This window comes from Jidongwangia harbinensis (assembly GCF_020216025.1).
GTDB classification, from domain to species: Bacteria; Actinomycetota; Actinomycetes; order Mycobacteriales; family Micromonosporaceae; genus Actinoplanes; species Actinoplanes harbinensis.
On sequence record NZ_JAIWNC010000005.1, the window covers coordinates 53,989 to 68,496 of the forward strand.

At 68.2% G+C, this 14,508-nt stretch carries 12 protein-coding genes and 3 tRNA genes; all 15 read right to left on the reverse strand.

Annotation, left to right across the window (positions count from 1 at the left end; all coding sequences use genetic code 11):
* Nucleotides 1–49: 49 nt before the first annotated feature.
* Nucleotides 50–3,940: a DNA-directed RNA polymerase subunit beta' gene (locus LDL48_RS08925; protein ID WP_225254550.1), complete on the reverse strand. Its 3,891-nt coding sequence runs from the start codon at nucleotides 3,938–3,940 to the stop codon at nucleotides 50–52.
* Between the two features lie 91 nt (nucleotides 3,941–4,031).
* Entirely contained in the window at nucleotides 4,032–7,472 is a 3,441-nt protein-coding gene (gene rpoB, locus LDL48_RS08930) for a DNA-directed RNA polymerase subunit beta (protein WP_225254551.1), read from the reverse strand.
* Between the two features lie 562 nt (nucleotides 7,473–8,034).
* Nucleotides 8,035–8,421 carry a 50S ribosomal protein L7/L12 gene (gene rplL, locus LDL48_RS08935; protein ID WP_225254552.1) on the reverse strand — a complete coding sequence of 129 codons (387 nt, stop codon included), beginning with the start codon at nucleotides 8,419–8,421 and terminating at the stop codon, nucleotides 8,035–8,037.
* Between the two features lie 49 nt (nucleotides 8,422–8,470).
* Nucleotides 8,471–9,016 (reverse strand): 50S ribosomal protein L10, encoded by a 546-nt coding sequence (gene rplJ / locus LDL48_RS08940; protein ID WP_225254553.1) that lies wholly within the window; start codon nucleotides 9,014–9,016, stop codon nucleotides 8,471–8,473.
* A gap of 315 nt (nucleotides 9,017–9,331) precedes the next feature.
* On the reverse strand, nucleotides 9,332–10,030 hold the full coding sequence (locus tag LDL48_RS08945; RefSeq protein ID WP_225254554.1) for a hypothetical protein: 699 nt from the start codon (nucleotides 10,028–10,030) through the stop codon (nucleotides 9,332–9,334).
* Complete coding sequence (locus tag LDL48_RS08950; RefSeq protein WP_225254555.1) at nucleotides 10,027–10,776, reverse strand: ATP-binding cassette domain-containing protein; 750 nt, start codon at nucleotides 10,774–10,776, stop codon at nucleotides 10,027–10,029. Before LDL48_RS08950 ends, LDL48_RS08945 begins: the two co-directional genes overlap by 4 nt.
* Before the next feature lie 73 nt (nucleotides 10,777–10,849).
* Nucleotides 10,850–11,563: a 50S ribosomal protein L1 gene (rplA, locus tag LDL48_RS08955; protein ID WP_225254556.1), complete on the reverse strand. Its 714-nt coding sequence runs from the start codon at nucleotides 11,561–11,563 to the stop codon at nucleotides 10,850–10,852.
* Nucleotides 11,564–11,629: 66 nt separating this feature from the next.
* Nucleotides 11,630–12,358 (reverse strand): transcription termination/antitermination protein NusG, encoded by a 729-nt coding sequence (nusG, locus tag LDL48_RS08960; protein WP_225254557.1) that lies wholly within the window; start codon nucleotides 12,356–12,358, stop codon nucleotides 11,630–11,632.
* A gap of 27 nt (nucleotides 12,359–12,385) precedes the next feature.
* Nucleotides 12,386–12,775 (reverse strand): preprotein translocase subunit SecE, encoded by a 390-nt coding sequence (secE, locus tag LDL48_RS08965; protein WP_225254558.1) that lies wholly within the window; start codon nucleotides 12,773–12,775, stop codon nucleotides 12,386–12,388.
* Nucleotides 12,776–12,892: 117 nt separating this feature from the next.
* A tRNA-Trp gene (locus LDL48_RS08970) sits at nucleotides 12,893–12,965 on the reverse strand.
* Between the two features lie 92 nt (nucleotides 12,966–13,057).
* The gene (locus tag LDL48_RS08975; RefSeq protein ID WP_225254559.1) at nucleotides 13,058–13,453 is read right to left on the reverse strand and encodes a MaoC family dehydratase; all 396 of its coding nucleotides are present in this window, start codon (nucleotides 13,451–13,453) and stop codon (nucleotides 13,058–13,060) included.
* The gene (locus LDL48_RS08980; protein WP_225254560.1) at nucleotides 13,450–13,911 is read right to left on the reverse strand and encodes a MaoC family dehydratase N-terminal domain-containing protein; all 462 of its coding nucleotides are present in this window, start codon (nucleotides 13,909–13,911) and stop codon (nucleotides 13,450–13,452) included. The genes LDL48_RS08975 and LDL48_RS08980 overlap by 4 nt, the downstream gene beginning before the upstream one ends.
* A 90-nt stretch (nucleotides 13,912–14,001) precedes the next feature.
* Nucleotides 14,002–14,169, reverse strand: a complete 168-nt coding sequence (gene rpmG / locus LDL48_RS08985; RefSeq protein ID WP_071803282.1) for a 50S ribosomal protein L33 — start codon at nucleotides 14,167–14,169, stop codon at nucleotides 14,002–14,004.
* A 121-nt stretch (nucleotides 14,170–14,290) separates the two neighbouring features.
* Nucleotides 14,291–14,363, reverse strand: a tRNA-Met gene (locus LDL48_RS08990).
* A gap of 24 nt (nucleotides 14,364–14,387) precedes the next feature.
* Nucleotides 14,388–14,460: transfer RNA gene (locus LDL48_RS08995), tRNA-Thr, on the reverse strand.
* Nucleotides 14,461–14,508: the final 48 nt, after the last annotated feature.

Sequence of the window (14,508 nt, forward strand, 5' to 3'; positions counted from 1 at the left end):
GGCGGCCGCGCGGTGCGCGACCGCCTTCGGCGGTGAAACTGAAGAACCCTTAGCGGTACGACCCGAAGTCGAAGTCGTCCAGCGGCACAGCCTGCCCGCTGGCCGGCCCGAAGCCGTAGTCGGTCTCCGGGTACCCGGTCATCGAGTACACCTTCGCCTTGGCCTCCTCGGTGGGCTCGACCCGGATGTTGCGGTACTTGCTGATGCCGGTACCGGCCGGGATGAGCTTACCGATGATGACGTTCTCCTTGAGGCCGACCAGCGAGTCGCTGCGCGAGTTGATCGCCGCGTCGGTCAGCACCCGGGTGGTCTCCTGGAAGGAGGCCGCCGAGAGCCAGGAGTCGGTCGCCAGCGAGGCCTTGGTGATACCCATCAGCACGGGACGACCGGCGGCGGGCTCGCCACCCTCGCCGACGAGCCGGCGGTTCTCCGACTCGAAGAGCGCCCGGTCGACCAGCACGCCCGGCAGGAACTCGGTCGCGCCGGAGTCGATGACCGTCACCCGCTTCAGCATCTGGCGGATGATGATCTCGATGTGCTTGTCGTGGATGAGCACACCCTGCGAGCGGTAGACCTCCTGGACCTCCTGGGTCAGGTGGACCTGGACCGCCCGCGGACCCATGATCCGCAGCAACTCGTGCGGGTCGATGGTGCCCTCGGTGAGCTTCTCGCCGACCGCGACGTGGTCGCCGTCGTGGGCCCGCAGCTTGACGCGCTTCGAGATCTTGTCGTACACGATCTCGTCACTGCCGTCGTCCGGGATCACGATGATCTTCCGCGAGCGCTCGCCGTCCTCGATGCGGATGCGTCCCGGGGTGTCGGCGATGGGCGCCTTGCCCTTGGGTACGCGGGCCTCGAAGATTTCCTGCACACGCGGCAGACCCTGGGTGATGTCCTCACCCGCGACACCACCGGTGTGGAAGGTACGCATGGTCAGCTGCGTACCGGGCTCACCGATGGACTGGGCGGCGATGATGCCGACCGCCTCGCCGATGTCGACCGACTTGCCGGTCGGCAGCGAACGGCCGTAGCAGGCCGCGCACACGCCGAGCTTCGACTCGCAGGTCAGGACGCTGCGCACCCGGACGTTCTCGACGCCGGCGGCGACGAGCTTGTCGACCAGGATGGAGTTGAGGTCGTCACCACGGGAGACCACGAGGTTGCCCTCGGGGTCGGTGATGTCGTCCGCGATGGTCCGCGCGTGCACACCGGTCTCGGCGTGCGTGTGCACGACCAGCTTGCCGCCGTCCAGCTTGTCCGCCACCTGCATCGGAATCGCGCGGTCGGTGCCGCAGTCCTCCTCGCGGATGATGACGTCCTGCGACACGTCCACCAGACGCCGGGTCAGGTAACCCGAGTCGGCGGTACGCAGCGCGGTGTCGGCCAGACCCTTACGGGCACCGTGCGTGGAGATGAAGTACTCCAGCACGGTCAGACCCTCGCGGTACGACGACGTGATCGGCCGCGGGATGATCTCGCCCTTGGGGTTGGCCACCAGACCACGGATCGCGGCGATCTGCCGGAGCTGGAGGAGGTTACCGCGAGCGCCGGAGTTGATCATCACCCAGAGCGGGTTCTCCTGCGGCAGCGCGGTCTCCATCTCCTTGGAGATCTCGTTGGTCGCCTTGGTCCAGATCTCGATGAGCTCGCCGCGACGTTCCTCGGCGGTCATCAGACCCCGCTGGTACTGCTTGTCGATCCGGTCCGCCTCGATCTGGTAGCGGGCGAGGATCTCCGGCTTGCGCGGGGGGCCGATGACGTCGCCCATGCCGATCGTCACACCGGACCAGGTGGCCCAGTGGAAGCCGGCCTCCTTGAGCGCGTCCAGGGTCGCGGCCAGCGCGACCTTCGGGAACCGCTCGGCGAGGTCGTTGACGATCTGCGAGAGCTGACCCTTGCGGATCTCGTAGTTGACGTACCGGTAGCCCGGCGGCAGCGTCTCGTTGAAGATCACCCGTCCCAGGGTGGTCTCGATCAGCAGCGGCTCGCCCGGCGTCCAGTCCTCGGGCGTCTCGAACGGCGCCTTGCCGGCACCGTTGTCCACGCCGACGACGTCCTTCAGGCGGATCTTCACCGGCGTCTGCAGGTGCAGCTCGCCGTTGTCGAACGCCATCCGTGCCTCGGCGTCCGAGCTGAAGACCCGGCCCTCGCCCTTGCCACCGGTGGTGAGGTGGGTCAGGTAGTAGAGACCGATGACCATGTCCTGGGTGGGCATGGTGACCGGCTTACCGTCGGCCGGCTTGAGGATGTTGTTGGACGACAGCATCAGGATTCGGGCCTCGGCCTGCGCCTCGGCCGACAGCGGCACGTGCACCGCCATCTGGTCACCGTCGAAGTCGGCGTTGAACGCCGTACAGACGAGCGGGTGGATCTGGATCGCCTTGCCCTCGACCAGCTGCGGTTCGAAGGCCTGGATGCCCAGACGGTGCAGGGTGGGCGCGCGGTTCAGCAGCACCGGGTGCTCGCTGATGACCTCTTCCAGGACGTCCCACACGACCGGGCGGTGACGCTCGACCATCCGCTTGGCCGACTTGATGTTCTGCGCGTGGTTCAGGTCCACCAGGCGCTTCATCACGAACGGCTTGAACAGCTCTAGCGCCATCTGCTTCGGCAGGCCGCACTGGTGCAGCTTGAGCCGGGGGCCGACGACGATGACGGAACGGCCGGAGTAGTCCACGCGCTTGCCCAGCAGGTTCTGCCGGAACCGGCCCTGCTTGCCCTTGAGCATGTCGGACAGCGACTTCAGCGGACGGTTACCCGGGCCGGTGACCGGCCGGCCGCGGCGGCCGTTGTCGAACAGTGCGTCGACGGCCTCCTGCAGCATCCGCTTCTCGTTGTTGACGATGATCTCGGGCGCGCCCAGGTCGATCAGGCGCTTGAGCCGGTTGTTGCGGTTGATCACCCGGCGGTACAGGTCGTTCAGGTCGCTGGTGGCGAACCGGCCACCGTCGAGCTGCACCATCGGGCGCAGGTCCGGCGGGATGACCGGGACACAGTCCAGGACCATGCCGAGCGGCGAGTTGCGGGTGTTCAGGAACGCGGCGACAACCTTGAGCCGCTTGAGCGCACGGATCTTGCGCTGGCCCTTGCCACTGCGGATGGTCTCCCGCAGCGACTCGGCCTCGGCGTCGAGGTCCATGTTCTCCAGCAGCGCCTTGATCGCCTCGGCGCCCATGCCACCGGTGAAGTACTCGCCGAAGCGGTCCCGCAGCTCGCGGTAGAGCAGCTCGTCCGTGACCAGCTGCTTGGAGTCGAGCTTGCGGAAGGTGTCGAGCACCTCGTCCAGGCGGTCGATCTCGCGCTGCGCCTTGTCCCGGATCTGGCGCATCTCGCGCTCGCCAGCCTCCTTGACCTTGCGACGCACGTCCGCCTTGGCGCCCTCGGCCTCCAGCTCGGCAAGGTCCTGCTCGAGCTTGGCGGCCCGCTTCTCGATCTCCGAGTCGCGGCTGTTCTCGGACTGCCGCTTCTCGGCGAAGATCTCGTTCTCGATGGTGGACATGTCCTTGTGACGCTCTTCGGCGTTCACGCTGGTGACCACGTACGAGGCGAAGTAGATGATCTTCTCGAGATCCTTGGGCGCCAGGTCGAGCAGGTAGCCCAGCCGGCTCGGCACACCCTTGAAGTACCAGATGTGCGTGACCGACGCGGCCAGCTCGATGTGGCCCATGCGCTCACGACGGACCTTGGACCGGGTCACCTCGACGCCGCAGCGCTCACAGATGATGCCCTTGAACCGGACCCGCTTGTACTTGCCGCAGTAGCACTCCCAGTCCCGCTGAGGACCGAAGATCTTCTCGCAGAAGAGTCCGTCCTTCTCGGGCTTGAGCGTGCGGTAGTTGATCGTCTCGGGCTTCTTGACCTCGCCGTGCGACCACTGACGAATGTCGTCCGCGGTCGCCAGGCCGATGCGCAACTCGTCGAAGAAGTTGACGTCGAGCACTTGGTCTATCCCTCGTATTTCTATGCTCAGTGGTTTCCAGGCCGGCGGGGTGCGTCCCCGGCAAGCTCAGGCTCGCCGGGGACGCCCTCCGTCAGATCTCTTCGACGCTGCTGACGCCCTCGTTCGGGCGTCGGGACAGGTCGATGCCGAGTTCTTCCGCGGCCCGGAAGACCTCGTCGTCGGTCTCGCGCATCTCCAGGGCCACGCCGTCGCTGGACAGCACCTCAACGTTGAGGCACAGCGACTGCAGCTCCTTGAGCAGCACCTTGAACGACTCGGGGATTCCCGGCTCCGGGATGTTCTCGCCCTTGACGATGGCCTCGTAGACCTTCACGCGGCCCAGCACGTCGTCGGACTTGATGGTCAGCAGTTCCTGCAGGGCGTAGGCCGCCCCGTAGGCCTGCATGGCCCAACACTCCATTTCGCCGAACCGCTGTCCACCGAACTGCGCCTTACCACCCAGCGGCTGCTGCGTGATCATCGAGTACGGGCCGGTCGACCGTGCGTGGATCTTGTCGTCGACCAGGTGGTTCAGCTTCAGGATGTAGACGTAGCCGACGGCGATCGGGTCCGGCAGAGGCTCACCGGAACGACCGTCGAACAGCTGCGCCTTGCCGTCGCTGTTGACCAGCCGCTTTCCGTCGCGGTTGACCAGCGTCGACTCGAGCAGGCCCTTGATCTCGTCCTCGCGGGCACCGTCGAAGACCGGCGTGGCGACGTTGCTGTCGGCCGGCGACTCGTGGGCCTCGATGGCCCGGAGCTGCCGCTTCCAGTCCGCGTCCTCGCCGTCGACCTCCCAGCCGGTCTTGGCCACCCACCCGAGGTGGGTCTCCAGGACCTGGCCGATGTTCATCCGGCTCGGCACGCCGAGCGGGTTGAGCACGATGTCGACCGGGGTGCCGTCCTCCAGGAACGGCATGTCCTCGATCGGGAGGATCTTCGAGATGACGCCCTTGTTGCCGTGGCGGCCGGCGAGCTTGTCGCCGTCCTGGATCTTGCGCTTCTGCGCCACGTACACCCGGACCAGCTCGTTGACGCCCGGCGGCAGTTCGTCGCCGTCCTCACGCGAGAACGTGCGGACGCCGATGACCGTGCCGGTCTCGCCGTGCGGCACCTTCAGCGAGGTGTCCCGGACCTCCCGGGCCTTCTCTCCGAAGATCGCCCGCAGCAGCCGCTCCTCCGGGGTCAGCTCGGTCTCGCCCTTGGGCGTGACCTTGCCGACCAGGATGTCGCCGGGGACGACCTCGGCGCCGATCCGGATGATGCCCCGCTCGTCCAGGTCGGCGAGCATCTCCTCGCTGACATTCGGGATGTCGCGGGTGATCTCCTCCGGGCCCAGCTTGGTGTCGCGCGCGTCGACCTCGTGCTCCTCGATGTGGATCGAGGTGAGCACGTCCTGCTGCACGAGGCGCTGCGACAGGATGATCGCGTCCTCGTAGTTGTGGCCCTCCCAGCACATGAACGCGACGAGCAGGTTGCGGCCGAGGGCCATCTCCCCGTCGTCGGTGCACGGTCCGTCGGCGATGACCTGGCCGGCCTCGACCCGGTCGCCCTCGAACACGACCGGCTTCTGGTTGACGCAGGAGCCGGCGTTGCTGCGGCGGAACTTGTGCAGCAGGTAGGTACGACGGTGGCCGTCGTCCTGGTGCACCGTCACGTAGTCGGCGCAGAGGTCCTCGACCACGCCGCCGACCTCGGCGACGACCACGTCACCGGCGTCGACCGCGGCGCGGTACTCCATGCCCGTACCCACCAGCGGCGCCTCGGCCTTGACCAGCGGCACCGCCTGACGCTGCATGTTCGCGCCCATCAGGGCGCGGTTCGCGTCGTCGTGCTCGAGGAACGGAATCATCGCGGTCGCGACCGAGGTCATCTGCCGCGGCGACACGTCCATGTAGTCGACCTCGGTGCCGGGCACGTAGTCGACCTCACCGCCCTTACGGCGGACCAGGACGCGGTCCTCGGCGAACGACCCGTCGCTGGAGAGCGGGGCGTTGGCCTGCGCCTTGATGTAGCGGTCCTCTTCGTCGGCCGTCAGGTAGTCCACCTGGTCGGTGACGATGCCGTTCTCCACCTTGCGGTACGGCGTCTCGATGAAGCCGAACGGGTTCACCCGCGCGAACGTGGAAAGCGCACCGATCAGGCCGATGTTCGGGCCTTCCGGGGTTTCAATCGGGCACATCCGGCCATAGTGGGACGTGTGCACGTCACGGACCTCGAAGCCCGCCCGCTCCCGGGACAGACCACCCGGGCCGAGCGCGCTCAGCCGGCGCCGGTGGGTCAGACCCGCCAGCGGGTTGGTCTGGTCCATGAACTGCGACAGCTGCGACGTACCGAAGAACTCCTTGATCGCCGCCACCACCGGGCGGATGTTGATCAGGGTCTGCGGCGTGATCGCCTCGACGTCCTGCGTGGTCATCCGCTCCCGGACGACGCGCTCCATCCGGGACAGGCCGACGCGGACCTGGTTCTGGATGAGCTCGCCGACGGTACGCAGGCGCCGGTTGCCGAAGTGGTCGATGTCATCGGCCTCGTAGCCCTCCTCACCGGCGTGCAGCCGGCAGAGGTACTCCACGGTCTTGACGACGTCCTCTTCGGTGAGGGTGCCGCGGACGATCGGTACGTCGATCTCGAGCTTCTTGTTGAACTTGTATCGGCCGACCTTGGCGACGTCATACCGCTTCGGGTTGAAGAAGAGGTTGTCGAGAAGGGTCTGCGCGTTCTCCCGGGTCGGGGGCTCGCCAGGGCGGAGCTTGCGGTAGATGTCGAGCAGGGCCTCGTCCTGCCCGGCGATGTGGTCCTTCTCCAGCGTCGTCATGAGCAGCTCGGACCAGCCGAACCGCTCCCGGATCTGGTCCGCGGACCACCCGATCGCCTTGAGCAGGACGGTGACGGCCTGCCGGCGCTTGCGGTCGATGCGGACGCCGACCGTGTCGCGCTTGTCGATGTCGAACTCGAGCCAGGCGCCCCGGCTCGGGATGACCTTGACGCTGGACAGGTCGCGGTCGGAGGTCTTGTCCGGCTCCTTCGAGAAGTACACGCCCGGCGAGCGGACGAGCTGACTCACCACGACGCGTTCGGTGCCGTTGATGACGAACGTCCCCTTGGGGGTCATCATCGGGAAGTCACCCATGAACACCGTCTGGCTCTTGATTTCGCCGGTGCTGTTGTTGGTGAACTCCGCGGTCACGAACAGCGGGGCGCAGTAGGTCAGGTCCTTCTCCTTGCACTCCTCGATCGAGGCCTTGACCTCGTCGAAGCGTGGGGACGAGAAGGACAGCGACATTGTGCCGGAGAAGTCCTCAATGGGACTGATCTCTTCGAGGATCTCTGCGAGGCCCGAGTGGGCGTGCGGGTCGTCCGTCGATCGGGCCTGCCAAGCCTCGTTTCCGACCAGCCAGTCGAACGACTCCGTCTGGATGGCGAGGAGGTTGGGAACCTCAAGTTGCTCGGTGATCCTGCCGAAAGAGATACGGCGGGGAGCGTAAGCGCTCGACGTACGGCTGGTCTTCGCAGGGCGGGAAGCTGCCAAGATGCGTCCTTCCGAGGACCGGTGCTGCTGATGCGGCTGTCAGCTGCGGTATGCAACTGTCTGCGTGCACTCCAATGGACCCCCCAGCAACCATCCACATGAATGTGCTGGCAGGGCTCCGGACAGAAGGCAGCGCAAACTAGCAGTGTAGCCGCTCGGCCAACCGCTGTCCAGCCCTCACCGTGGGGCGCTGCGGAACGATCCCCGGCGGGCCATCCCGGCGCTTCCCGGCCGGGTGCCTCTGCGGGGCCGCTCGGAACGCGGCGTCTCTCCTCGGTGCCATCCGTGCGAGAGCCCGACTGGTCGGGCCGGTCACCCACGGGTGGGCTGTTGCAAGCGCGGAAACTTGCTGATGTCAGCGTGCCTGTCAGCGGACACTCAGTCAAGGGCTGCACCGCGCGCCGTCGCCCGTCGAGCGCGGCATAGCGACCATAGCGCACCAAAAGCGGGGCTTGGCCAGGTTTGTCAGTCAGCAACCTGACCTGCGGAATCAGCCCGGAACGCGGCGGTGGCAGGCACCCCGAAGGGCACCTGCCACCGGCAGAACGCGATGAGCGTCAGGTCACTTGAGGGTGACCTTGGCGCCCTCACCCTCGAGCTTGGCCTTGGCGGCCTCGGCCTTCTCCTTGTTGACACCCTCGAGGATCGCCTTCGGGGCGGCCTCGACGGCGTCCTTGGCCTCCTTGAGGCCCAGGCCGGTCAGCTCACGCACGACCTTGATGACCTGGATCTTCTTGCCGCCGTCGCCCTCGAGGACGACGTCGAAGGAGTCCTGCTCCACGGCGGCCTCGGGGGCAGCGCCACCGGCCGCCGGGCCGGCCGCGACGGCGACCGGGGCAGCCGCGGTGACCTCGAAGGTCTCCTCGAACTGCTTGACGAACTCGGACAGCTCGATCAGCGTCATCTCCTTGAACGCGTCGAGCAGCTCGTCAGTGCTGAGCTTCGCCATATCTGGCAACCTTTCCTAGCTTTGATCAAAAAGTGTGTCGTCCGCGTCCTTACTCGGCCGCGGAACCGTCCTTCTCGCGCTTCTCCTGCAGTGCGGCCGCCAGGCGCGCGACCTGCGACAACGGAGCCTGGAACAGGCCCGCCGCCTTGGTCAGGTTGCCCTTCATGGCGCCGGCCAGCTTGGCCAGCAGAACCTCGCGGGACTCGAGGTCCGCGATCTTGCTGACCTCGTCGGCCGAGATGGCCTTGCCCTCGAAGACGCCGCCCTTGATCACCAGGACCGGGTGGGCCTTGGCGAAGGCCCGCAGGCCCTTGGCCGCCTCGACCGGGTCGCCGCTGACGAAGGCGAGCGCGGTAGGACCGGTGAACAGCGCGTCGAGGCCGTCGATGCCCGCGTCGCTGGCCGCCCGCTTCGCGAGCGTGTTCTTCGACACGGAGTACTTGGTCTGGCCGCCCAGTGCCCGCCGCAGTTCGGTGAGCTCCGCGACGGTGAGGCCGCGGTACTCGGTCAACACGGTGGCCGACGAGCTACGGAACTGTTCCGTGAGCTCGGCGACGGCAGTGGCCTTGTCGGCCCGGACCGGCTTGTCCGCCATGTCCCTCCTCTCAATGCTCCGGCCGCCGGTCTGGCCGACGGGCCCGCACATGAGAAACGCCCCGGCGCAGGGCGCACGGGGCGGGACGGCGGCCGCGCACGGGGCGCAGACGCTGATCACGAACCGTTCTCCCTGCGCGGGTCGCCCGCATGCTGCGGGACCTTCGGCCGCGACCTCTGTCGAGAGGACGGAGGAGGCGGCGACCAGCGGTCTTTGGGTGGAACTTCAGCTAGTCAGAGTACGCGGCCCCGCGCCCGTCGCCAAATCGGGCCGTGCCGGCGCTGGTGTATCGGTGCAGCGCTCCGGCGCCGGTGCCTAGGCGCGGCGGCGGCGCAGGACGGCGTAGCCGGCCAGCGCGGCGGTCGCCCAGCCCGCGGCCCACGCGGTCAGCAGCGTGAACCGGCCGAGGTCCGGCAGCGGAACCTCGGTGGCGGCGCGGGCGGTGGCCATCAGCGGCGGCGCCAGCCACGGGGCGACGGAGTCGCCCAGCCCCAGCACGACGGCCAGCACCGCACCGAGCACCAGCACCGTGAGGCCGTTGCGGATGGTGCCGGTGACCGCGCGGCTGGCCAGCGCGCCCAGCGCCAGCGCCGCGAGCAGGGCGAGCAGGTGGGCCAGGACGCCCACGGCCACTCCGGTGGCGAGCGCCGGCTCGGCGGTACCGGGTAGCCGGTCCCGGATGCCGTGGAACGGCAGCGGCGCCAGCATCGCGGCGGCGCAGTACGCCACGCCCAGGATCGCGGCGGCGAGCAGGCCGGCGGACGCCTCGTGGCCGGCGCCGACCGCCAGGCGGGCCAGCCGGCGCTGCACGTCCGGTTCCGCGTCCAGCAGCAGCTTGGTCTGCCAGGCCAGCACCGGGAAGAGCATGACGGCGGAGTACCCGTATGCGGGGGCCGCTGCCGAGGAGCCGCCGCCGTAGATCAGGCCGAGGACGACCAGGCCGGCGATCAGCGGTGCCAGCGCCCGCCCGCTGCGCAGGAACGCGGCGATCCGCATCCGGGTGAGCGCGATCATCGGGCCCGCCCGGCGGTGTCGTCGGCGTGCGGGTCGCGGATGCCGAGCACCCGGTGGCCGTCGGCGCGCAGCCGGGTCACCGTCTGGTCGGCTTCGGACCGGCGCACCGCCACCTCCACCACCACGTGGTCCGGGGCAGCGTCGTCGTCCGGGCGTACGGCGCCGTCGGTGACCTGCCAGCGGATCGCGTCCGGTAGCCCGGCGATCTCGCCCCGGTGGTCGCTGACCAGCACCGCTCCCCCGGCCGCGGTCACGTCGGCGACGAGTTCCGGGATCAGGGTGCGGGCCACCGAGTCGAGACCCTCCCACGGTTCGTCGAGCACCAGCAGGCCGGGCCGGACCAGCAGGGCCTGGGCCAGGCCGACCTTCTGGGCGGTGCCCTTGGACAGGTCGGCCAGCCGGGTGCCGCAGTGCTCGGTGAGCTTCAGCCGGTCCAGCCAACGCTCCACCTCGGCCGGTCCGCGCAGCCCGCGCAGCGCCGCCATGCGCTGGAGGTACTGCCCGGCGGTGAACGGCTGGTCGGCGGGGAACCGTTCCGGCACCCAGCCGACCACCGGCGGACGGTCCCGGACTGTGCCCCGGACCGGGGTCAGGACGCCGGCCGCGAGCTGGAGCAGAGTGGACTTGCCGGCGCCGTTGCGGCCGAGCACCACCACGGTACGGCCGGGCGGTACCACCGCGTCCACGGCGCGCAGGGTCCAGCCGGCCCGGCGGCCGTACCGGAACCAGACCTGATCGAAACGCACCGCCGCAGCCTCCCGGAAAGAAGAAAGGAGCCCCCGTCGCCGGAGGCTCCTTTCCGTCGTATCGCGGCGCCGGTCAGGCGTCGGCACCCTCGCGGAAGTTCTTCACCACGTTCGGGTCGACGGGTACGCCGGGGCCCATGGTGGTGGTGACGGTCACCTTGCGGAGGTACTTGCCCTTCGCGGAGGACGGCTTGGCCCGCAGCACCTCGTCGAGCACGGCGGCGTAGTTGTCCACCAGCTGCTCCGCCGAGAAGGAGGCCTTGCCGATGATCATGTGCAGGTTCGAGTGCTTGTCCACCCGGAAGGTGATCTTGCCGCCCTTGATCTCGTTGACGGCCTTGGTCACGTCCATGGTGACGGTGCCGGTCTTCGGGTTGGGCATGAGACCACGCGGGCCGAGGATCCGGGCGATCCGGCCGATCTTGGCCATCTGGTCCGGGGTGGCGATGGCGGCGTCGAAGTCCAGCCAACCGCCCTGGATGCGGGCGACCAGCTCGTCCGTGCCGACCTCGTCGGCGCCGGCCGCGACGGCCTCTTCGGCCTTCGCGCCCTGGGCGAACACGATCACCCGGGCGGTCTTGCCGGTGCCGTGCGGCAGGTTGACCGTGCCGCGGACCATCTGGTCGGCCTTACGCGGGTCGACGCCCAGACGCATGGCGACCTCGACGGTGGCGTCGAACTTGGCCGGGTTCGTCTCCTTGGCCAGCTTGATCGCCTGCGCGGGCTCGTACAGCTTGTTGGCGTCGATCAGTTCGGCTGCCTTGCGGTAGCCCTTGCTGCGCTGCATGTTCTCGTACTCCTGTGGTTGATGGCGGGGCCGCGCGGTCCGCGGCCCCTCCCACTAGCGGTCTTGCTAGATCTTGGCGACCTGGTTGAAGTTCAGCTCGACCGGAGTCTCCCGGCCGAAGATGGACACCAGGACCTTCAGCTTCTGCTGGTCGGCGTTGATCTCGCTGATCGACGCCGGCAGCGACGCGAACGCGCCGTCGGTGACGGTGACGGAGTCGCCCACCTCGAAGTCGAGCACCCGAATCTCGGGCTTCGCCTTCTTCTCCTCGGCCTCGACGGCCGGGGCCAGCCACTTCAGCACCTCGTCCAGGGACAACGGCGCCGGCCGGTCGACCCGGTCGGTGGCACCCACGAAGCCGGTGACCCCGGGCGTGTTGCGCACGCACGAGTACGACTCGGGGGTCAGATCCATCCGGACCAGGATGTAGCCCGGGAAGACCTTGTTCTGCACCTGGAGGCGCTTGCCGTTCTTGACCTCGACCTCTTCGCGGGTCGGCACCTCGACCTGGAAGATGTAGTCCTCCATGTCGAGGCTGGTGATCCGGGTCTCGAGGTTGGTCTTGACCTTGTTCTCGTAACCCGCGTACGAGTGCACCACGTACCAGTCGCCGGGTGCGTACCGCAGCTTCTGCCGCAGCTCCGCGACGGGATCGAAAACCTCCTCGACCTCGACGTCGGCCTCGGCCGTGGGCTCGGGGGTGCTGGCGGCCTCGACCGACTCGTCACCGTCCGCCGTGGCCTCCGACGACTGCTCGTCGGTGGTCTCGCCGGTCTCGTCGTCGTACTCAGGCACGCTTGCTCACTTCCATGAATGTCTGTACTAGTCGCCGAACGTCCACAGGACGCCCTTGGCGAAGACGAAGTCCAGGCCGACCACGATCGCCGTCATGATCACCACGAAGGTGATCACGACGCCGGTGTAGGTCAGCAGTTCCTTCCGGGTCGGCCAGATGACCTTACGGAGTTCGCTGACGACCTCGCGGAAGAAACCACCAATGCGCCCGAAGAAGCCGCCACGGCGGACGCCCTTCTTCGAGGCAGGGCTGTCCGAGTTGGCCGTACGCTCGCGCACGGCGGTGCCGCCACCGCGGCTGACCGGCTCCTCGTCCTCCGCCACGACGTCGTCATCGGCGGCGTTCTCGTCGTCGGAGTAGACCTCGTCGTCGGGGCGATCGCCCGCGGCGTCGTCACCGGGTCGCTTCCTCGCCACTTCGCCCTCTTCCGTCGTCGGTGATTGTCGTCCGTCTCGGCGCCTGTCCCCGCGCCGGAGCGTGCTGACCGCCCACCGGCGGGCACGTCAATCCGGACTTTGAAGCAGTTCTGTGCGCAGGGGTGACAGGACTTGAACCTGCAGCCTGCGGTTTTGGAGACCGCTGCTCTGCCAATTGAGCTACACCCCTGTGCGGGTCCCACCCTCGGACACGAAGGCAGGGATCAGTTACCCCACGGCGGACCAGTGTACGGGTACGCCGATGACTTTCCCAACCCGCCCCTACCTCTTGCGGATGGTCGCCTGCGCCATCGACAGAACCTTCTCGCCGTGGCAGGTCGCGGTCAGGGCGAGCTTGGTGAGCCCGTCGTCGGTGACGTCCTTGACCACCGCGGAGACCACCACCTCGGTGCCGGAGTCGGTGTCCGGCACCGGTACCGGGCGGCTGAACCGCACGCTGAACTCCACCACGGCGTCCGCCGCGCCGGCCCAGCCGGTGACGGCCCGGCCCACCAGGGCCATCGTGTACATCCCGTGGGCGATCACCCCGGGCAGCCCGACCTGGGTGGCGATGCGCTCGCTCCAGTGGATCGGGTTGAAGTCGCCGGAGGCGCCGGCGTACCGCACCAGGTCCGCCCGGGTCACCCGGAAGGTCTGCGGTTCGAGGATCTCGCTCATGCCGTGCCTCCGTCTTCCGGGCCGCGCTGGACCAGCTTCGACCACACCGTCAGCACCGGCTCGCCGGCCTCGGTGGAGACGTCGGTGCGGGTGGTGAGGAAGTCGTGCCCGCCCCGGCTGGTGATGGACTCCACCGAGTTCACGCAGACCAGCGAGTCGCCGGCGACGACCGGCCGGACGTACGCGAACTTCTGGTCGCCGTGCACCACCCGGCTGTAGTCGATGCCCAGCGCGGGGTCGTCGACGATCTGCCGGCTCGACGCCATGGTGATCACGACCGGGAAGGTGGGCGGGGCCACCACGTCGGCGTACCCGATCGCCCGGGCCGCCTCCGGGTCGTGGTACTCGCTCTCGGCGGCACCGATGGCGGCGGCGAACTCGCGGATCTTCTCGCGACCGACGAGGTAGGGCGCGGTGGGTGGCCAGCTACGGCCGACGAAGGATGGGTCCAGAGGCATGCCCTGAAACTACCGGCCCGGTGCCGGGAACGGCAGAAGCGGCGGTGACCGGAAAGGTCACCGCCGCTTCGCGAACGTCGAGGTACGCGGTCAGCGCGTCTCGCGGTGCAGGGTGTGCTTGCCGTCCCGGGGGCAGAACTTCTTCAGCTCGATGCGGTCCGGGTCGTTACGGCGGTTCTTACGGGTGATGTAGTTCCGGTCCTTGCACTCCGTACACGCCAGGGTGATCTTCGGACGGACGTCGGTCGCCTTGGCCACGGCGGGGTGCCTTCCTGCTCACGGATTCGTTCTCACGTCGGTTCTCTACCGGCATACCAGCGTAGACGCTCGCCACGCAGACATGCAAAGCGGGATCCCGGACAGGGATCCCGACTTGGAGTAGCGGTGGCCGGACTTGAACCGGCGACACAGCGATTATGAGCCGCTTGCTCTGCCATCTGAGCTACACCGCCGCGCCAGGTTTCGCACCCGGTAAGAGCCCCCTTACGGAATCGAACCGTAGACCTTCTCCTTACCATGGAGACGCTCTGCCGACTGAGCTAAGGGGGCGCGCGCGATCTCTCGCGTGTTGCGCAGGGGTAAGAGTACACGGCGCCT

Bases quoted from the DNA above. Each gene is read 5' to 3' on its own strand.
- rplL (WP_225254552.1), bottom strand. From the start codon at position 8,421: ATGGCGAAGCTCAGCACTGACGAGCTGCTCGACGCGTTCAAGGAGATG.
- rplJ (WP_225254553.1), bottom strand. From the start codon at position 9,016: ATGGCGGACAAGCCGGTCCGGGCCGACAAGGCCACTGCCGTCGCCGAG.
- LDL48_RS08945 (WP_225254554.1), bottom strand. From the start codon at position 10,030: ATGATCGCGCTCACCCGGATGCGGATCGCCGCGTTCCTGCGCAGCGGG.
- rplA (WP_225254556.1), bottom strand. From the start codon at position 11,563: ATGCAGCGCAGCAAGGGCTACCGCAAGGCAGCCGAACTGATCGACGCC.
- LDL48_RS08975 (WP_225254559.1), bottom strand. From the start codon at position 13,453: ATGAGCGAGATCCTCGAACCGCAGACCTTCCGGGTGACCCGGGCGGAC.
- LDL48_RS08980 (WP_225254560.1), bottom strand. From the start codon at position 13,911: ATGCCTCTGGACCCATCCTTCGTCGGCCGTAGCTGGCCACCCACCGCG.